Source organism: Burkholderia sp. 4M9327F10, assembly GCF_005503145.1.
In the GTDB taxonomy this organism is placed as follows: domain Bacteria; phylum Pseudomonadota; class Gammaproteobacteria; order Burkholderiales; family Burkholderiaceae; genus Paraburkholderia.
In genome coordinates this window covers 1-19,493 of the sequence record NZ_SCNV01000099.1, presented here as the reverse complement: position 1 = coordinate 19,493, position 19,493 = coordinate 1, and the positions used below count along the sequence as shown (strand labels likewise).

General features: G+C 60.6%; 18 protein-coding genes and 1 pseudogene. 15 read left to right on the top strand and 4 right to left on the bottom strand.

Annotation, left to right across the window (positions count from 1 at the left end; all coding sequences use genetic code 11):
* The 3 genes from FFS45_RS39740 to FFS45_RS39730 form a co-directional block, all read right to left on the bottom strand.
* Nucleotides 1–515, bottom strand: a 515-nt coding sequence (locus FFS45_RS39740; RefSeq protein WP_283204794.1) for a citrate/2-methylcitrate synthase, incomplete at its 3' end; no start/stop codon positions are given.
* A 23-nt stretch (nt 516–538) separates the two neighbouring features.
* Complete coding sequence (locus FFS45_RS39735) at nt 539–1,531, bottom strand: aldolase/citrate lyase family protein (RefSeq protein WP_137960077.1); 993 nt, start codon at nt 1,529–1,531, stop codon at nt 539–541.
* A gap of 185 nt (nt 1,532–1,716) precedes the next feature.
* Nucleotides 1,717–2,700, bottom strand: coding sequence for a malate dehydrogenase (locus FFS45_RS39730; RefSeq protein ID WP_137960076.1), 984 nt, complete (start codon nt 2,698–2,700; stop codon nt 1,717–1,719).
* A gap of 514 nt (nt 2,701–3,214) precedes the next feature.
* Between FFS45_RS39730 and FFS45_RS39725 the strand changes: the two genes are divergently transcribed.
* The 7 genes from FFS45_RS39725 to gltA all read left to right on the top strand — a co-directional run bounded on the left by FFS45_RS39725 (nt 3,215) and on the right by gltA (nt 9,236).
* Complete coding sequence (locus tag FFS45_RS39725; RefSeq protein ID WP_137960075.1) at nt 3,215–4,018, top strand: GntR family transcriptional regulator; 804 nt, start codon at nt 3,215–3,217, stop codon at nt 4,016–4,018.
* Nucleotides 4,019–4,210: 192 nt separating this feature from the next.
* The gene (sdhC, locus tag FFS45_RS39720) at nt 4,211–4,627 is read left to right on the top strand and encodes a succinate dehydrogenase, cytochrome b556 subunit (protein WP_137960074.1); all 417 of its coding nucleotides are present in this window, start codon (nt 4,211–4,213) and stop codon (nt 4,625–4,627) included.
* A 4-nt stretch (nt 4,628–4,631) separates the two neighbouring features.
* A complete protein-coding gene (gene sdhD, locus FFS45_RS39715; protein WP_074294073.1) occupies nt 4,632–5,000 on the top strand; it encodes a succinate dehydrogenase, hydrophobic membrane anchor protein in 369 nt (122 codons plus the stop codon).
* 4 nt (nt 5,001–5,004) lie between these two features.
* Nucleotides 5,005–6,780, top strand: coding sequence for a succinate dehydrogenase flavoprotein subunit (gene sdhA, locus FFS45_RS39710; protein WP_137960073.1), 1,776 nt, complete (start codon nt 5,005–5,007; stop codon nt 6,778–6,780).
* Between the two features lie 24 nt (nt 6,781–6,804).
* Entirely contained in the window at nt 6,805–7,509 is a 705-nt protein-coding gene (locus tag FFS45_RS39705; protein ID WP_137960072.1) for a succinate dehydrogenase iron-sulfur subunit, read from the top strand.
* Nucleotides 7,510–7,592: 83 nt separating this feature from the next.
* A complete protein-coding gene (locus tag FFS45_RS39700) occupies nt 7,593–7,862 on the top strand; it encodes a succinate dehydrogenase assembly factor 2 (protein ID WP_137960071.1) in 270 nt (89 codons plus the stop codon).
* 72 nt (nt 7,863–7,934) lie between these two features.
* Nucleotides 7,935–9,236, top strand: a complete 1,302-nt coding sequence (gene gltA, locus FFS45_RS39695; protein WP_137960070.1) for a citrate synthase — start codon at nt 7,935–7,937, stop codon at nt 9,234–9,236.
* A gap of 167 nt (nt 9,237–9,403) precedes the next feature.
* Here gltA and FFS45_RS39690 read toward each other — a convergent pair whose 3' ends face one another.
* Nucleotides 9,404–10,432, bottom strand: coding sequence for an AraC family transcriptional regulator (locus FFS45_RS39690; protein ID WP_137960069.1), 1,029 nt, complete (start codon nt 10,430–10,432; stop codon nt 9,404–9,406).
* Nucleotides 10,433–10,599: 167 nt separating this feature from the next.
* Between FFS45_RS39690 and FFS45_RS39685 the strand changes: the two genes are divergently transcribed.
* The 8 genes and pseudogenes from FFS45_RS39685 to FFS45_RS39655 all read left to right on the top strand — a co-directional run.
* Nucleotides 10,600–11,850 (top strand): DUF1479 domain-containing protein, encoded by a 1,251-nt coding sequence (locus FFS45_RS39685; protein WP_137960068.1) that lies wholly within the window; start codon nt 10,600–10,602, stop codon nt 11,848–11,850.
* Between the two features lie 236 nt (nt 11,851–12,086).
* Nucleotides 12,087–12,482, top strand: a complete 396-nt coding sequence (locus FFS45_RS42030) for a hypothetical protein (protein WP_171029883.1) — start codon at nt 12,087–12,089, stop codon at nt 12,480–12,482.
* Complete coding sequence (locus FFS45_RS39680) at nt 12,448–14,010, top strand: FAD-binding protein (RefSeq protein WP_171029882.1); 1,563 nt, start codon at nt 12,448–12,450, stop codon at nt 14,008–14,010. The genes FFS45_RS42030 and FFS45_RS39680 overlap by 35 nt, the downstream gene beginning before the upstream one ends.
* A 162-nt stretch (nt 14,011–14,172) precedes the next feature.
* Entirely contained in the window at nt 14,173–15,582 is a 1,410-nt protein-coding gene (gene leuC / locus FFS45_RS39675; protein ID WP_137960066.1) for a 3-isopropylmalate dehydratase large subunit, read from the top strand.
* 82 nt (nt 15,583–15,664) lie between these two features.
* Nucleotides 15,665–16,315: a 3-isopropylmalate dehydratase small subunit gene (gene leuD / locus FFS45_RS39670; RefSeq protein ID WP_137960065.1), complete on the top strand. Its 651-nt coding sequence runs from the start codon at nt 15,665–15,667 to the stop codon at nt 16,313–16,315.
* Between the two features lie 67 nt (nt 16,316–16,382).
* On the top strand, nt 16,383–17,450 hold the full coding sequence (gene leuB / locus FFS45_RS39665; RefSeq protein ID WP_137960064.1) for a 3-isopropylmalate dehydrogenase: 1,068 nt from the start codon (nt 16,383–16,385) through the stop codon (nt 17,448–17,450).
* 369 nt (nt 17,451–17,819) lie between these two features.
* Nucleotides 17,820–18,941: an aspartate-semialdehyde dehydrogenase gene (gene asd / locus FFS45_RS39660; protein WP_137960063.1), complete on the top strand. Its 1,122-nt coding sequence runs from the start codon at nt 17,820–17,822 to the stop codon at nt 18,939–18,941.
* A 138-nt stretch (nt 18,942–19,079) separates the two neighbouring features.
* Nucleotides 19,080–19,493, top strand: a pseudogene (locus FFS45_RS39655) (fimbrial protein FimV); the annotation flags it as partial.

The following is a 19,493-nucleotide window of genomic DNA, read 5'->3' as shown; positions in this document are numbered from 1 at the left end:
TCGTCGGTCTCCACCTCGATGCGCTTGCCGTTGTGCGAGTAGTGGTACCAGTACAGCAGCATCGAGCCGAGCGAGGCCATCAGCCGGTCGGCGATATCGCGCGCGCCGGGCAGATTATGGTCGTCCTTCTCGGGCAGCACGGTGCCGAGCACCGAGACGCCGGTGCGCATCACGTCCATCGGGTGGGCGGCGGCCGGAATCCATTCCAGCGCGGCCTTGACGTTGGCGGGCAGGCCGCGCAGCGCCTTCAGCTTCGTCTTGTAGGCGGTCAGTTCAGCCTGGGTAGGCAGCTTTTCGTGCACCAGCAGGTAGGCGATCTCTTCGAATTCACAGGTGCTGGCGATATCGAGGATGTCGTAGCCGCGGTAATGCAGGTCATTGCCGGTCTTGCCGACCGTGCACAGTGCGGTGTTGCCGGCCGTCACGCCTGACAGCGCGACGGACTTCTTCGGCTTGAATGCGCCCGGGGCACCGGTTTCGCCCGTTGTCCCTGCGGCTTGCATCTTTTCGCTCATCTCCAGCGGTCTCCTGTACCCGTTCAATTCTGGTTGAACAGCGGGGCGGCTTCGGCCGGCACACTGCGCCCGGTCGAGCGGGCGCGGCGCAGCACCGACCAGTAATAACGGTAGCTGGCGCGGTCGTGCAGTGTGTCGTGATGGCGCGTTGGGCCCCATTGGGCGGATTGCGCGGCCAGCAGAATCTCGGCGGCGGTGGCGATCTCGTCTTCGCGCGGCGCGAAGGCGGCGACGATCGCCGGCACCTGGGCCGGGTGAATGCTCCACATCCGCGTATAGCCGAACTCGTTGCGGGCACGGGCGGCGTCATTGGCCACCACGCTCATGTCGCGCACTTCGGTGCTGACGTTATGCGACGGCACTTTGCCGTGAGCGTGGCAGGCCGCGGCGATTTCGAGCTTGGCGCGCCGCACCAGTGGATGATCGAACTGGCCGGGTGAGCGCATGGCCGTGTCGGGAATCGCACCGTCGTGCGCGGAGACGAAGTCCATCAGGCCGAAGCTGAGCGCCTCGACGCCCGGCAGGGCCGCCAGATCGAAGGCCCGCGCCAGCGCGCCATGGGTTTCGACCAGCAACTGCACCGGCACGGGTTGTGCGATGCCAAGCTCACGCCGCGTCGCTTCGATGTACGCGCACATTTCGGCGGCGTCGGGGACGCTGCGGATCTTCGGCAGGGTGATATAGGCAGGAGCGCGCCTGGCGGCGCGCAGGATCAGGCGCACGTCGTCGCGCCAGTGCGCGTGATTGAAATCGTGAATCCGCACGCCGACACGGCCGAAACGGTCGTGCTCGCTACCCAGCAGCGACGCTACCAGCTCGGCATGCTCGGCCTCGCGGCCCACCTGGGCGCCGTCTTCGCAATCGAGCGTGATGTCGAACACCGGCCCCAACTCCTGCTGCAAAGCGAGCGATTTCAGCATCAGCTTCTCACTGCCGGCGTAGTGATCGCAGGCAGGCAGGACAGTGGGCGGCGCTTCGCCGTCAAACAGCACTTCGGCGGGAGTCAGTGCGCGCATCTTCGGCGTAAGGGGCGTGGGTTCTCGTTGAGGAATCGGATTCGGGCGCGTTCTGCCTGAATTTTGCTTGAAGGGCTGGGGCAGCAGCGCTTCAGGCGGGGCAAAACGCGTTCGGATCGGATACGCACGTAAAAAACCGGAACCCGTTGACTGGCAACGGATCCCGGCTCGTCTGCAGCAGTCGCTTAGCCGAGCAGATGTTGAACGCCGTCGCGCTCTTCGAGCAGCTCGTTGAGCGTAGCGTCCATCTTTTCGCGCGAGAACGCGTCGATTGCCAGGCCCTCGACACGCTTGTACTCGCCGTTTTCGCAGGTTACCGGCACACCGTAGATGATGTCTTCCGGAATGCCATACGAACCGTCCGACGGGATACCCATGGTGACCCACTTGCCGTTCGTGCCGAGCACCCAGTCACGCACGTGGTCGATTGCAGCGTTAGCTGCCGACGCCGCCGACGACAGGCCGCGCGCTTCGATGATGGCCGCGCCGCGCTTGCCGACGGTCGGGATGAACGTGTTGCGGTTCCACTCGTCGTCGTTGATCAGCTTGGTCAGGTCTTGACCTTCTGCCGTTGCGACGCGGAAGTCCGGGTACATCGTCGGCGAGTGGTTGCCCCACACGGCCAGCTTTTCGATCGAAGCGACCGGCTTGCCCGACTTGGCTGCCAGTTGCGACAACGCGCGGTTGTGGTCCAGACGCAGCATGGCGGTGAAGTTCTTCTTCGGCAGGTCCGGTGCCGACTTCATCGCGATGTAAGCATTGGTGTTAGCCGGGTTGCCGACCACCAGCACCTTCACGTCACGGCTGGCGGCTTCGTTCAGCGCCTTGCCTTGCACCGTGAAGATCTCGGCGTTGGCCGACAGCAGATCTTTACGTTCCATGCCCTTCGAACGCGGACGTGCGCCAACCAGCAGGGCGACGTCAGCATCCTTGAAGGCAACCTTGGGATCGTCGGTGATCACGACGCCCTGCAGCAGCGGGAACGCGCAATCATCCAGTTCCATCACGACGCCTTTAACGGCGGCTTGCGCTTGCGGCAGGTCGAGCAGTTGCAGGACCACCGGCTGATCCTTGCCGAGCAGGTCGCCATTGGCGATGCGGAACAGCAGGGAGTAAGCGATTTGACCTGCGGCGCCGGTGACGGCAACGCGCTTTGCGGGCTTAGCCATTGAGAATTCTCCAGGACGATGCGTTAGACGCTAGGGAAAACGCCATTCTATATGCGCGTTAGGCGAAGCGTTGTGAAACACGGCGGAATTCACTGTTACACGGCGCATCAAGCTGAAAACCGAGGCCGGGAACGCGCGTTGCAGAGAGACCGCCATGCCGGAAACCTGTGCAGCGGAGCGGGGGCGCACGAGACGCCGGTGGCCACTGCATGGTGCCGGGCTCCTGCAAGGGTGTGTTTCCGAAGCGTCTGACGGGACAAAGACCGGCGAATCGAAAGCGGGACCGCGAGAGACAACAGCATGATGCAGAGCGGCTGCCGGTACGGAGCGGTTGACCAGAAGTACCAGAAGATACCCGAGGAAAAAGCCGCCGGATTGCCCGCAAACCCTTGCTCGCGATGGAGTGTAGGATTCGGCCTTCACAAAGTCAACATTATCTTATGTCTTATATAAGACATATCTATTGCCGGGAAAGCTCTGGACGGAAGATGGGCCTTTATGATGAAATGCGCGCATGACTGCGAACCCGGCTAGCACTGCGAATCCTAACGGCCCTGGGGGACCAGGCGAGGCCGCACCTGTTGCCGCTGCGCCTGCTGCGTCGCCCACTTTCAGCCCCTTGTATCAGCAGATCAAGGGGTTGATTACGCAGAGCCTGGAGACAGGAGAATGGAAGCCGGGTGAAATCATTCCGAGCGAGGTCGAACTTGCGGCCCGCTTCAAGGTGAGCCAGGGCACCGTACGCAAAGCGATCGACGAACTGGCGGCAGACAACCTGCTGGTGCGCCGCCAGGGCAAGGGCACATTTGTTGCAACGCACAATGAGGACCGCGCCCAGTTTCGCTTCCTCAGGTTACTCGCCGATGACGGCGCCGAACATCCCCACGTTAGCCGCCTGCTCGAATGCCGCCGCCTGCGCGCGTCTGCCGATATCGCCCGCCAACTTGACCTGAAGCCGTCCGATCCCGTGGTGCTTATCAAGCGGCTTTTGCAGTTTGATGGTGAAATCACGGTACTCGACGAGATCTGGTTACCCGGTGTCGTGTTCCGAGGGCTCACGCTCGAGCGGCTCTCGGAGTACAAAGGCCCGCTCTACGCCATGTTCGAGACGGAGTTCGGAACCCGCATGATCCGGGCTTCCGAGAAGATTCGTGCGGTTGCGGCGGACCCTTCGGTCGCGGATCTGCTGCAGGTGCCGCCAGGATTTCCGTTGCTATCGGTAGAGCGAGTGTCCTATACCTATGGAGACCGTCCCGTCGAAGTCCGGCGTGGATGGTATGTCACAACCGGGTACTACTATCAGAACGATCTCAGTTGAAACCGGCTTGCCGAGCATCCGGTCATCAAGCTGAATCAGTGTGCTGAAGGGTGTTGGGCACAGCGCGCGGCACCCTCTTGACGACGCCATTGTCTCGTGTGCAGTAAAAGACCTATGAGGTTTTTCGCTGCAGCGCGATATAAAAAGGCGCTAAAATTGTGGATTAGTGTTACTACATAGTAGGGGTCTAGCATGGCTGAAGCCGTAAAAAAACCGAGGCCGGAGTTCCGGAACATCGGTATCGGGCAAATATTGACGGCGTACCGCCTCCCACTAGCGGGGCGTGTGTCGATTCTCCATCGCGTCAGCGGTGGGCTGCTTTTTGTGTTCCTTCCGTTCCTGCTGTACCTCTTCGATCAAAGCCTTACTTCAGAGCTCAGCTTTGATGTGTTCAAGGGCTTCCTCTCCAATATCATCGTCAAGCTCATCACGCTGGTTCTCGCGTGGGCCTTCCTTTTCCACTTCTGCGCAGGCATCCGTCACCTGGTGATGGACACCAACCACGGCGCGGTTACCAAGGAAAAGGGCAAGCAAACCTCCATCGTCGTGCTGGTCGTCTCGTCGCTTCTGACGATCGCTTTCGCGCTCAAACTCTTCGGAGCATTCTAAAAAAATGGCAGCTAACAACCGAATCGGCCCGAAGCGTCTTGTCGTGGGCGCGCACTACGGTCTGCGCGACTGGCTCGCACAGCGCATTACCGCCACCATCATGGCGATCTACACGATCATCCTGCTGGTGTGGTTCTTCGGCGCACAGGATTTCTCGTATGACGGCTGGGCGTCGATCTTCGCGACGCAATGGATGAAGCTCGCCACGTTCGTGACGCTGCTGTCCCTGTTCTACCACGCGTGGGTGGGTATTCGTGACATCTGGATGGACTATATCAAGCCCGTCGGTGTGCGCCTCACCTTGCAGGCCCTGACGATCGTCTGGCTGCTGGCGTGTGCCGGCTACGCTGCGCAGATTCTCTGGAGAGTATAAAAGAATGGCTGCAATCAAGAATTCTCTGCCGCGTCGCAAGTTTGACGTGGTTATCGTCGGCGCAGGCGGCTCGGGGATGCGCGCTTCGCTGCAACTCGCGCGCGCCGGCCTCTCGGTTTGCGTGCTGTCCAAGGTGTTCCCGACGCGTTCGCACACGGTGGCTGCCCAGGGCGGCATCGGCGCTTCGCTCGGCAACATGAGCGAAGACAACTGGCACTACCACTTCTACGACACGATCAAGGGTTCCGACTGGCTCGGCGACCAGGACGCGATCGAGTTCATGTGCCGCGAAGCACCGAACGCCGTCTACGAACTGGAACACATGGGCATGCCGTTCGACCGCAATGCGGACGGCACGATCTATCAGCGTCCGTTCGGCGGCCACACGGCCAACTACGGCGAAAAGCCGGTGCAACGCGCTTGCGCGGCCGCTGACCGTACCGGTCACGCACTGCTGCACACGCTGTACCAGCAGAACGTCGCGGCGAAGACGCAGTTCTTCGTCGAATGGATGGCGCTGGACCTGATCCGCGACGCCGAAGGCGACGTGCTCGGCGTGACCGCGCTGGAAATGGAAACCGGCGACGTCTACATCCTCGAAGGCAAGACCACGCTGTTCGCCACGGGCGGCGCAGGCAGGATCTTCGCAGCATCCACGAACGCGTTCATCAACACCGGTGACGGCCTGGGCATGGCTGCACGTTCGGGTATCGCACTGCAAGACATGGAATTCTGGCAATTCCACCCCACCGGCGTGGCCGGCGCGGGCGTGCTGATTACCGAAGGCGTGCGCGGCGAAGGCGGCATTCTGCGTAACTCGAACGGCGAGCGTTTCATGGAACGCTACGCACCGACGCTGAAGGACCTGGCGCCGCGCGACTTCGTTTCGCGTTCGATGGACCAGGAAATCAAGGAAGGCCGCGGCGTGGGTCCGAACAAGGATCACGTGCTGCTCGACCTGTCGCACATCGGCGCCGAGACGATCATGAAGCGTCTGCCGTCGATCCGCGAAATCGCGCTGAAGTTCGCGAACGTCGACTGCATTAAAGAGCCGATCCCGGTCGTGCCGACCATCCACTATCAGATGGGCGGTATTCCTACGAACATTCACGGCCAGGTGGTGGGCACGTCGAAGGGTCACGAAGATCCGGTCAACGGCTTCTACGCAGTCGGCGAATGCTCGTGCGTGTCGGTGCACGGCGCCAACCGCCTGGGCACGAACTCGCTGCTCGACCTGGTGGTGTTCGGCCGCGCAGCCGGCAACCACATCGTCAAGCATGTGAAGGAAATCAAGGAGCACAAGCCGCTGCCGGCTGACGCCGCGGACTTCGCGCTGTCGCGTCTGGACAAGCTGGACAAGTCCTCGTCGGGCGAATACACGCAAAACGTCGCGAACGACATCCGTGCCACGATGCAGGCACACGCCGGCGTGTTCCGCACGTCGAAGCTGCTGGCCGAAGGCGTCGAGCGCATCCGCGAAGTGGCTGAGCGCGTCGACAACATCCATCTGAAGGACAAGTCGAAGGTGTTCAACACGGCTCGCGTTGAAGCGCTGGAACTGGCGAACCTGATCGAAGTGGCACGCGCCACGATGGTGTCGGCAGAAGCGCGCAAGGAAAGCCGTGGCGCTCACGCGCAGAACGACTTCGAACATCGCGACGACGAAAACTGGCTGCGCCATACGCTGTGGTTCAGCGAAGGCGATCGCCTCGACTACAAGCCGGTTCACATGCAACCGCTGACCGTCGAATCGGTGCCGCCGAAAGCGCGTACCTTCTAAGGCACAAGTCAAAGGAATTCAGAAATGGCCAAGCGTACATTTGAAATCTACCGCTACGATCCGGATAAGGACGCAGCTCCGCGCATGCAATCGTATGAGATCGAAATCGACTCGCACGAACGCATGCTGCTCGACGCGCTGCTCAAGCTGAAGGCAGTCGACGAAACCTTGTCGTTCCGCCGCTCGTGCCGTGAAGGCGTGTGTGGTTCGGACGCCATGAACATCAACGGCAAGAACGGTCTGGCATGTCTGACCAACATGAACGACCTGCCGCAGAAGATCGTGCTGCGTCCGCTGCCGGGCCTGCCCGTCGTGCGCGACCTGATCTGCGACTTCACGCAGTTCTTCAACCAGTATCATTCGATCAAGCCGTACCTGATCAACGATACGCCGCCGCCGGAAAAGGAACGCCTGCAGTCGCCGGAAGAGCGCGAAGAGCTGGATGGCCTCTACGAGTGTATTCTGTGCGCAAGCTGCTCGACGTCGTGCCCGAGCTTCTGGTGGAACCCGGACAAGTTCGTCGGTCCGGCAGGCCTGCTGCAAGCTTACCGCTTTATCGCTGATAGCCGCGACCAGGCGACGGGCGACCGTCTCGACAACCTGGAAGATCCGTACCGTCTGTTCCGTTGCCATACGATCATGAACTGCGTCGATGTGTGCCCGAAGGGCCTCAACCCGACGAAGGCGATCGGCAAGATCAAGGAATTGATGGTTCGCCGCGCGGTCTAGAATGAAATAGCCCTCACGCTCCTTGCGTTCGCTGCCCTCGACGGGGCGGTCAGAACGCCTGGGGCGGTCGGGCGCGTACTGACATGAACGAATCGCATCAAGCCGACCCGCTGCGGCGGGCACGCCTTCGCTGGCGAGCCCGTCGCGGCTTGCTGGAAAACGATCTGATTTTCGAGCGTTTTTTCGGCAAATACGAGCATGACCTCAGCGACGCCGACGTGGGCGCACTTACGCGCCTGCTCGAGCTGAGCGATAACGACCTGATGGACTTGCTGCTCGCGCGCAAGGAACCAGAAGGCGACCTTGCCGACCCGGACGTAGCCCGGGTGCTGGAGCTGCTGCGCACTGCTTGAGCGAAGTCAGTCCGTTGTTCCACGCGTGCAATTATCGAAACCCCGTTTCCATTCTTCGATTGAGGATGTGCCATGACCCCGTCAGATGTTAAAGCCACGCTATCGTTCAGCGACAACTCGCCGAGCGTTGAAATGCCGATCTACAAGGGCACGATGGGCCCGGACGTGATCGACATCCGCAAACTGTACGGCCAGACCGGCAAGTTCACGTACGACCCAGGCTTTATGTCCACGGCGGCGTGTAACTCTGCCATTACCTACATCGATGGCGACAAGGGCGAGCTGCTGTATCGCGGCTACCCGATCGACGATCTCGCGCAGAACGCGGACTTCCTCGAAACCTGCTTCCTGCTGCTGAAGGGCGAACTGCCGAACGAAGCGCAAAAGAAGGAATTCGTCGAGACCGTCACGAAGCACACGATGGTGCACGAGCAGATGCACTTCTTCTTCCGCGGCTTCCGTCGCGACGCGCACCCGATGGCGATCCTGGTGGCGGCCGTCGGCGCGCTGTCGGCGTTCTATCACGACTCGCTCGACATCAATAACCCGCGTCACCGTGACGTGTCGGCTATTCGCATGATCGCGAAGCTGCCGACGCTGGTGGCAATGGCGTACAAGTACAGCATCGGCCAGCCGTTTGCGTACCCGAAGAACGACCTGTCGTACAGCGCGAACTTCATGCACATGATGTTCTCGAACCCGTGCGAAGAGTACAAGGTCAACGACGTGCTGGTGCGCGCGCTGGACCGTATCCTGATCCTGCACGCGGACCACGAGCAGAACGCCTCCACTTCTACGGTGCGTCTGGCAGGTTCCTCGGGCGCGAACCCGTTTGCGTGTATCGCGGCTGGTATCGCCTGCCTGTGGGGCCCGGCGCACGGCGGCGCGAACGAAGCGGCGCTGAACATGCTGGAAGAGATCGGCTCGGTCGACAACATTCCTGAGTTCATCAAGCAGGTGAAGGACAAGAACTCGGGCGTGAAGCTGATGGGCTTCGGTCACCGCGTGTACAAGAACTACGACCCGCGCGCCAAGCTGATGCGCGAAACCTGCCACGAAGTGCTGGAAGAGCTGGGCCTGCACGACGACCCGCTGTTCAAGCTGGCCATGGCGCTGGAAAAGATCGCGCTGGAAGATGAGTACTTCGTGTCGCGCAAGCTGTACCCGAACGTCGACTTCTACTCGGGCATCGTTCAGCGCGCGCTGGGCATCCCGACCTCGATGTTCACGTGTATCTTCGCGATGGCGCGTACGGTGGGCTGGATCGCACAATGGAACGAAATGATTGCCGATCCGGAACAGAAGATTGGCCGTCCGCGTCAGTTGTTCGTCGGCGATACGCCGCGTGACGCGAAGCCGCTGTCGGCACGCTAAGCGCTTGCAGGTGCACGCGCAGCTTATGGCGGTTTAGGTCCGCTGTGAGTTGCGTGTAGTAAGCCAACTGCGAACTGCGCTGTGGTTAAGGAAACGCCCCAACGGGTTGAACGTTGGGGCGTTTTTGTTTGCGCGTGACGAAGCCGTTAGCCGGGTTGCGTCCTGGTTCAAGCGTGCGTGCGCTTTCCGCGCGGCTTAACCCGTTCCAGTGACGGCGACCTCGTTTGCAAGCCCGGCAGGGAGTCCGGCTGCGGCGCATCCCCGTGCGTTTCGAAGAACCGCCGATACGCGCTCGGGGTCATCCCGCGCGCCGATAAAAACAGACGGTTGAAATTGGCCAGATTGGGAACGCCCGCTTTGGCAGCAATCACTGAGATCGGCCACGTCGTGTCGGTAAGTAGCCGCGTGGCGTAGCTGATGCGCAGGCGCGTCAGATGACGCCCAACGCTCTCACCAACATGCCGTATGAAATGGCGATGCAGCGAGCGCTCCGACAGATTGGCGACTGCACAGAGATCCGCGATCCGCAGCGGCTCGTTAAAACGCCGATCGAGCAGATCGAGCACGCGGTTCAGGCGTTCGGCTTCGGACGCCGTGCTGCCAACACCAGCAACGCCAACGCCAGGCTTGGACCTGGAGCCAGACGCAGGCTCGCGCGATCCACCGCGTCGTGTCCCATCCATGTGCGCGGACGATGACGCCAGCGGCTCCGCAACCGCCTCAGCCAGTTGCGCCAGAATTTCCAGCACCGCTGCGAGCCGCACGCGCGGCTCCGCATCCAGCAGCGCGTGAACCTTTCCACGCACCAATGCTGTCGAGTCTTCGCCGAAGCGCAGTCCCGGTGCGCCACGCCGCAAGAGCTTACGCAGTGCCCCGAACTCAGGACAGCAATCGGCCATCCGACGCGCCCAGTCGCCGCTGAACCAGACCACGATGGCTACTTCAGGCTCGTTCGTATTGATCGGCTTAATCGACGCCCACGTATGCGGCATGTCCGGCGGCACCAGTACGAGATCGTCACCCGAGTAATCCGCGATATGGTCGCCCACGAAGCGACGGCCACGGCTGTTCATGGTCAGCGTCAGTTCGTATTCAGGGTGGTGATGCCATTCGAACGGAATTCGCGCGATCTGGCGGTGATACACCCGCACCGAGCAGCCTTCGGGGATCGTGACGCGTTCGTATTGGGGTTTCATGGCGAGCGCCTGGCCGCGAAAGGAGGATGCGGCGAATGTCTGAATTGTATCGATAGTTGGCGGAAATGGATGTCTTGCGAGGGGCGAAGCTGCCTAATCTAGCTGCAGAAGCTGTGCATATGGCCCGCTCATGCCATCCATCCCCAACAAAACGCAGGAGACAATTCATGCCATTGATAATCGACAACTTGCCCGAGGCGATTCGTGCAATCAAACGCTCGCTGCGTAGCGCCTTGCCCAACTACGCGCAGGTATTCCACGAGGTGGAGGGCGCCATCCGCCGGCAGGTCGACGCCATTCACCGCGACCGCCATCTGGGGCGCGAGACCATCCCTGTGTTCGACTACCGGTCGATCGTCTCTCATGATGTTGACCCTCGCACTATCGAGCAGATCAAAACCCGCGGCGCGTGTGTGGTGCGACGCGTGTTCGATCCAGCCCAGGCAACGGACTGGAACGACGAAATCGCGCAGTACGTCGAGACCAACCGTCTCGACGAGAAACTGGCTAATCGCGCGGAGGACAAATATTTCGGCACCCTGTCCTCAAGCAAGCCGCAAATCTACGGTGTGTACTGGTCGAAGCCTCAAGTCGCTGCACGACAATCTGAACAACTAACCAATACACGGGTGTTTCTGAACCGCCTGTGGCACACGGGAGATGAAGGTCGTCAGCATTTCGACCCGCAGCGCGTGCCGGTTTACGCGGACCGCATTCGCCGCCGCCCGCCTGGCTCGGAATCGCTGGGGTTGTCGCCGCATGTGGATGGCGGCTCGGTCGAACGCTGGCTCGATCCGAATTTCCGCCAGGTGTATCGGCATGTACTGTCGGGCAACTGGCAGGCTTACGATCCATTCGACGCCGCTTTTCGTCCTGATGTGCAGGAGATTCCGTCACCGGCCGTGTGCTCGATGTTCCGCACCTTCCAGGGCTGGACTGCGCTGACCCCACAAGGCCCGGGCGACGGCACGCTGCAATTGATCCCCATTGCGAACGCCATGGCCTACGTGCTGCTGCGTGCGCTGCAGGATGATGTTCCAGACGACCAGCTATGCGGCGCGCAGCCGGCACGCGCGCTGTCGATCAAAGCGGAATGGCATAGCCTGCTGCTCGAAGCGGTCACGCCCATCCCGCACATGCAACCGGGCGACGCGGTGTTCTGGCACAGCGACGTCGTGCATTCGGTCGAGGACGTGCATCGCGGCAGCGGCTACAGCAACGTGATGTACATCGCGTCGGCGCCATGGTGCGCGAAGAACGAAGCGTATCTGCGGCAGCAATTGCCGAGTTTCCTGCGCGGCGAGAGTCCGCCTGATTTTCCTGCGGATCACTTCGAAACCGACTTCGTTGGGCGTGGGCAGGAGAGTGAGTTGACGGCGCTCGGCCGGGCGCAAATGGGTTTTGATCTGCAATTGTGATTTCGTATCCTGCTCATAGATAATCGATTTTGTCGTAGTATCTGGCATTACCGGCAATTGCAGTTTGTCGGAGTAACCGTATAAGTCAAAGAATATATGCCTTTCACATTATCTGCACTGGTGAGTGTCGGGTAGAAGAAAGGCAAACCATCCGGGGAAATATGCCGCTTCCATCGCCAAGATCGCGTAGCGTAGGAGTTTGGGTTATTTGGGCGCTTCAACGGTCTCCTGTGCCGTTGACGCTTGAGGACTTAGGCGCTGTCCTCAAGCGCGAGGCAGAATATATCGAATCGCATTGGAATTTCCGGCTCCAATTCGATAGGCGTGAACGCTGGCTTCTGCAAATATTGGGTGATCTGGAAGCAATGGGGCTGGCCGAGCGCGTTCCGGTAGAAGCGGACGCGGAGATGGCTGGCATTCAGTCCTGGAAAGCCACTCTTGGTAACGATAGGGATAGACCACCGGGGGGCGAGCCGCCATTTGATCCTCCACCAGAAATTGGCCGGGGAGGTGATGACGAAGATGGTGGTGGCCGCGGGATTCGCGAGGTCCTGTCGCATCCCTATCTGTTCTCAATGGACGACGAGGATTTTAACGATGCCATCGACCGGGCTCTCTACCATGCCGGATGAACCGAGAAATATCGACACGCTTGCTCTACTGGGCTTGAAAGCGAAATCCAACATCTTCGATCTTTCAAGCGATCTGGTTCACGTCAGTATGCGGGACCAGATCGTGCGGGCTCAAATTCTCGTCAGGGATCTGTGCGCCGCAGACCCGAACTTGCAGAGGATCCTGGTGGTCGGCGCCGGTGTTGCGGGTATCTCCGCCGCGATGGCGGCCGGCCATGCGGGCAAGACCGTAGTGGTTGTCGATACCAATGAAGAGCCTCTTTCATTGCAGGCGGGTGTGCTATCGAGATACGTAGGACCGTTCATGTACGAATGGCCGAGTATCCTGCACGCTGATCAGAGCTATCCGCCCGTTGGAAATGCTATCACCACGCAGGCGGGTCCCTATACGCCGCGTTGGGCGTCTTCTTCGCCTATGCCGGCAAGCGAGTTTGCCCGTCAAGTGAAGGACTGGTTGAAAAGCTGTATGAGCAGTCCCAATGCACCTATGTTTTGGATGGGCGTGAAGAGATGGGACGTTGGACCTTACGTTAAATTGTTCGCGGCCGAATCGGCTGCCGCGTGTGCGGCGCTAGTAAAAGGAGCGCCGGTCCCTCCCACTTCTGCTCTTCGGCTTCACAGCGGTTACACCACTTGGCCCGAAAAGAAAGTGGAATCTGGACCAGTGATGTTTAACCCCGACTACATCTTGTTGGCTGGGGGCATGGGTATTGAGGAGACGCGGCTTGCTAGCGGAAGCACCGTCGTAGGAGAGAAGTTCTGGGAAGACGATGACCTCAAGGCTCCGGAGACAACGGGAAAGAAGATCGCAGTGTTTGGCGGTGGTGACGGCGCCTTGCAAGATGTGCTCCGCGCGCTTACCAGGTTCGATCATCCGCTCGACTATTTGAATTTCTTGAACGGCCATCCTAAAGTCGCAGCTGATTTGAGGGGTGTTTTGCCGCGATTGATGGCAATTGAACAGCAGAGCCGTTTGATTAGTTCGTGGACGCAAGGCAATGATGTTTGTGAGCACGTAGATGCCGAGTGTTTCGAAATTGCTCGGGAACTGGCGAAGCGTTCCCACATCAGGGCGAGCGTTAGAAAGGGTATAAGGTCAGGCAGCGGGCAAGTGCATCATTTCGTGCGCGGAAAACACTTCACCAAAGCCTATCTTTTGAATCGCTTTCTTGTGCATCTCGTGCGCGCGTGTCGAGAGATGCGAAAAACGAGGTGGCCGAACTTGATGGACTATGCGATTTATTTCGACCGGCAAGCTGATGGAGGAAAACAGCTCGCTGCGGGAAAGGGAGTTCGGGTTACGTTCAAGAATTCCTCGGATATCGTTGGCAGCCCTCCGCTTCCGGCCCAAACATTTGACAAGGTTGTCGTGCGTTATGGGGTCGAAGAAGGGTCCACCCCAGGCAAACAGATGGTGCAACTGAGTGCTGGCGAGAAGAAAGTGAGGTCGTCGATCGGACATGTGCCGATGCCGATGCTGATGCCGGCATGGACTTATGTGCCCGTCACGAAACCGGTAACCGTCTAGCTTTCTGTTTGCCGGGCACCCCTGATACAGGTATCGCCACTACCACCCAACTCACTGTTTTTTATCGGTTTTTCCCTTGTTCCATGGACCAGATTGCGGATCAGCGTGGCATAATCAATCGCACACACAGCTTGCCCGTAGTCATCACTACCCCCGCATACCATGGCACAGACTCTCTACGACAAATTGTGGAACACGCACGTGGTCCACACGGAAGACGACGGTACGACGATCCTCTATATCGACCGTCACCTGCTGCACGAAGTCACCAGCCCGCAGGCGTTTGAAGGCCTGAAGCTGGCTGAGCGTCCGGTGTGGCGCATCAGCGCAAATCTGGCGGTGTCCGATCACAACGTGCCCACCACGGACCGCAGCCACGGCATCGCTGATCCGGTGTCGAAGCTGCAGGTCGACACGCTCGACGCGAACTGCGACTCGTACGGCATCACGCAGTTCAAGATGAACGATCTGCGCCAGGGCATCGTGCACATCATCGGGCCGGAGCAGGGCGCAACGCTGCCCGGCATGACGATCGTCTGCGGCGACTCGCACACTTCTACGCACGGCGCGTTCGGTGCGCTCGCGCACGGCATCGGCACGTCGGAAGTCGAACACGTGCTGGCTACGCAAACGCTCTTGCAGAAGAAGAGCAAGAACATGCTGGTGAAGGTCGAAGGGCAACTGCCGCGCGGCTGTACCGCGAAGGATATCGTGCTCGCCATCATCGGCAAGATTGGCACGGCAGGCGGCACGGGTTACGCCATCGAGTTCGGCGGCTCAACGATCCGCGCCCTGACCATGGAAGGCCGTATGACGGTCTGCAACATGGCGATTGAAGCGGGTGCGCGCGCCGGCATGGTCGCCGTGGACGACACCACGATCGAATACCTCAAAGGCCGTCCGTTCTCGCCGGAAGGCGCGGAGTGGGAGCACGCCGTCGAATACTGGAAGCAGTTCAGGTCGGACGACGGTGCGCAGTTCGACCGCGTCGTCGAACTGAATGCCGCCGAAATCGTGCCGCAAGTCACGTGGGGCACCTCGCCGGAAATGGTGACCGCTATCGACGGCCGCGTGCCGGACCCGGAACGCGAGAAGGACCCGGTCAAGCGCGACGCGATGGAGCGCGCGCTCAAGTACATGGCGCTCGAACCGAATCTGCCGATCGAATCAATCAAGCCGGACAAGATTTTCATCGGCTCTTGCACCAACGCCCGCATCGAAGACCTGCGCGCTGCAGCGTATGTCGTGCGCAAGCTGGGCCGCCGCGTGGCGCCGAACATCCGCCTCGCGATGGTCGTGCCCGGCTCGGGTCTGGTGAAGGCGCAAGCCGAGCGTGAAGGGCTGGACAAGGTCTTTACCGACGCGGGTTTCGAATGGCGCGAGCCGGGTTGCTCGATGTGTCTCGCCATGAATGCCGACCGGCTGGATCCGGGCGAGCGCTGCGCGTCCACCTCGAACCGCAACTTCGAAGGCCGGCAGGGCGCGGGTGGCCGTACCCACCTCGTCAGCCCCGCCATGGCTGCTGCGGCGGCCATCGAAGGTCACTTCGTCGATATTCGCAAGCTCGGCTAAGCCGGCGCGATCCTGTTTCGATTCCACCGGCGGCGCACCGCGTGTCGCAGCCGCCGGTCTTTACTCTGGTGGGTGATGGGCCATGGATAAATTCATCGTACATACCGGCGTCGTGGCGCCGCTCGATCGCGAGAACGTCGACACGGACGCGATCATTCCGAAGCAGTTTCTGAAATCGATCAAGCGCACGGGTTTCGGCCCGAATGCGTTCGACGAATGGCGTTATCTCGACCACGGCGAGCCGGGTCAGGACAATTCGAAGCGCCCGCTGAACCCGGACTTCGTGCTGAACCAGCCGCGTTATCAAGGTGCGTCGGTCCTGCTGGCACGCAAGAACTTCGGTTGTGGCAGTTCGCGTGAGCACGCGCCGTGGGCGCTGCAGCAATACGGCTTCCGCGCGATCATCGCGCCGAGTTTCGCGGACATTTTCTACAACAACTGCTTCAAGAACGGCTTGCTGCCGATCGTGCTGACCGAGCAACAGGTCGATCACCTGTTCAACGAAACTTACGCGTTCAATGGTTTTGAGCTGACCATCGACCTCGACGCACAGGTTGTGCGCGTGGGCGGCGGCACGGAATATCCGTTCGAAGTCGCAGCCTTCCGTAAGTACTGTCTGCTGAACGGGTTCGACGATATCGGCTTGACGCTGCGTCATGCCGACAAGATTCGTCAGTTCGAAGCGGAGCGTTTGACGAAGCAGCCGTGGCTCGGCCATCGCATCATTGGCTAAGCGCGCGCTCTGGTCGTTATCGCTTTTGCGTGCCCAGGTCTAAAAGAAAACAATCAAGGAAATTCGCATGAAGATCGCAGTGTTGCCCGGCGACGGCATCGGTCCGGAAATCGTCAAGGAAGCCGTCAAGGTTCTGAACGTGCTCGGCGAAAAGTTCGAGCTTGAAGAAGCGCCGGTCGGCGGCGCGGGTTATGAAGTGAAGGGCCACCCGCTGCCCGATTCGACGCTGGCACTGGCGAAGGAAGCCGATGCGATCCTGTTCGGCGCCGTAGGCGACTGGAAGTACGACTCGCTCGAGCGCGCCCTGCGCCCGGAGCAGGCCATTCTCGGTCTGCGCAAGCATTTGCAACTGTTCGCGAACTTCCGCCCGGCGATCTGCTATTCGCAACTGACGGCTGCATCGTCGCTGAAGCCGGAAATCGTCTCGGGTCTGGACATTCTGATCGTGCGTGAACTGAACGGCGACATTTACTTCGGCCAGCCGCGCGGTGTGCGTGAGGCGCCGGACGGTCTGTTCGCCGGTGCGAAGGAAGGCTTCGACACGATGCGCTATTCGGAGCCGGAAGTGCGCCGTATTGCGCACGTTGCGTTCCAGGCGGCGCAAAAGCGCAGCAAGAAAGTGACCTCGGTCGACAAGGCCAACGTGCTTGAAACCTCGCAGTTCTGGCGCGACATCATGATCGACGTGTCGAAGGAATACGCGGACGTCGAACTGTCGCACATGTATGTCGACAACGCGGCCATGCAGTTGGTGAAGGCGCCGAAGGCGTTCGACGTTGTCGTTACCGGCAACATGTTCGGCGACATCCTCTCCGATCAGGCTGCCATGCTGACGGGTTCTATCGGCATGCTGCCGTCGGCCTCGCTCGACAAGAATAACAAGGGTCTGTACGAGCCGTCGCACGGTTCGGCGCCGGATATCGCCGGCAAGGGCGTGGCCAATCCGCTGGCCACCATCCTTTCCGCGGCGATGATGTTGCGCTATTCGCTGAACAAGGCGGAGCAGGCCGACCGCATTGAAGCGGCTGTGAAGAAGGTGCTGGAGCAAGGCTATCGTACTGGCGACATCCTCACACCGGGCTGCCAGCAGGTCGGCACGGTGGCGATGGGCGACGCTGTCGTCGCAGCGCTTTAAGACGGTTGCGGCTGTGTTGTGAAGACGCCGTGAAATTTCGCGGCGCGTAGTCAAGGTAATCAGTGAGTCACGCGCGAATGGACCGCAATCCGGCCCATTCGCACGCAAAAGCGGTCAATCGGGCCGCCCAAATCCGGTTTTCGTGTAGACTGTAGCGATGGCGACGATTCCCCAAATCACCTCGATTTCTAACCACCACGGCAAAACGGCCCGTGTGGTTGAGCTCGCCATTACCATCAAGTCGCTCATTAAATCGATTACCCCGAAAACGATCACGATTCGCTGATCGTCCGTCGTGCCCGCCCATCTTCCCCGCGCGGTCACTGCGGGCAAAGATGCGGGGAAGCCTCCACTCGAAGGGTAAGTGTCATGAACGTAGGTCTCGTAGGTTGGCGCGGCATGGTCGGCAGCGTCCTGATGCAACGTATGCAGCAGGAAGGCGATTTCGATCTGATCGAACCGGTGTTTTTCAGCACCAGCAACGCGGGCGGCAACGCGCCGTCGTTCGCGAAAAACGAGACCAAGCTCAAAGATGCTTCCAGCATCGACGACCTGAAGAAGTGCGACGCCATCATCTCCTGCCAGGGCGGCGACTACACCAATGACGTGTTCCCGAAGCTGCGCGCAGCGGGCTGGAACGGCTACTGGATCGACGCAGCTTCGTCGCTGCGCATGAAGGACGACGCGGTCATCATCCTCGATCCGGTCAACCTCGACGTGATCAAGAATGCGCTCGTTAAGGGTCAGAAGAATTTTATCGGCGGCAACTGCACGGTCAGCCTGATGCTGATGGCGCTGGGCGGCCTGTTCCGCGAAAACCTCGTCGACTGGATGACGGCCATGACGTATCAGGCCGCATCGGGCGCGGGCGCACAGAACATGCGCGAACTGCTGCAACAGATGGGTACGCTCAACGGTGCGGTGAAGGAAGAGCTCGCCAATCCGTCGTCGGCGATTCTGGACATCGACCGCCGCGTGCTGAGCGCGATGAACAGCGACAGCATGCCGACCGAACACTTTGGCGTGCCGCTCGCTGGCTCGCTGATTCCGTGGATCGACAAGGATCTCGGCAACGGCATGTCGAAGGAAGAGTGGAAGGGCGGCGCGGAAACCAACAAGATTCTTGGCAAGCCGGCCATGGGCACGCCGGGTTCGATCCCGGTCGACGGCCTGTGCGTGCGGATTGGCGCCATGCGTTGCCACTCGCAGGCTTTGACGATCAAGCTGAACAAGGACGTGCCGCTCGACGAAATCAACGGCATCCTCGCTTCGGCCAATGACTGGGTCAAGGTGGTGCCGAACGAGCGCGAGGCGTCGATCCGCGATCTGTCGCCGGCGGTCGTTACGGGCACGCTGACGGTGCCGGTGGGACGCCTGCGCAAGCTGGCCATGGGCGGCGAATATCTGTCCGCTTTCACCGTTGGTGACCAGTTGCTGTGGGGCGCTGCCGAGCCGTTGCGTCGGATGCTGCGCATTCTGCTCGACAAGTAAAGTAAACTACGCGCCTACGACGCGTAAAAACTCAAAAAGCGTCGCGCTTGCGCGGCGCTTTTTTCATTGTGTGCTCCGAATATTTTGTCTCAAACCAACCGCAAACAAGGGCTGAACGCTGACGCGCCCGTGGTCCCGATGACCGTTCGACTCTCTCCCCTTTACGCTATGTCACGTAACAGCGTTTGCCAGATCGCGGCTGCGGCTGCCCTTGCCTTTGTCCTGACCGGTGTGGCCGGCGCCAGTGCCGCCCAGGCCGCGACCGCCGACACGACGGCAAGCGCGCCCGAGGCCGCATCTGCGCCGCTCGCGGCCGGTAGCCAGTACACGGTTCGCCCCGGGCAATCGCTCAATGACGTAGCGATTGCTGCCACGCAGTCGCACGACCGCGCGACGCTGGTACGCGCTTCGAAGGCTTTGTTCGATGCGAATCCGAATGCGTTTATGTCGCACGATCCGAGCCGCTTGCGCCTGGGCGCCGTGCTGACGGTGCCCGCGCTCGATGCGACGGGTGCGGCGGTGGCGGCTTCGGGGGCGGCAGGGGCATCGGCT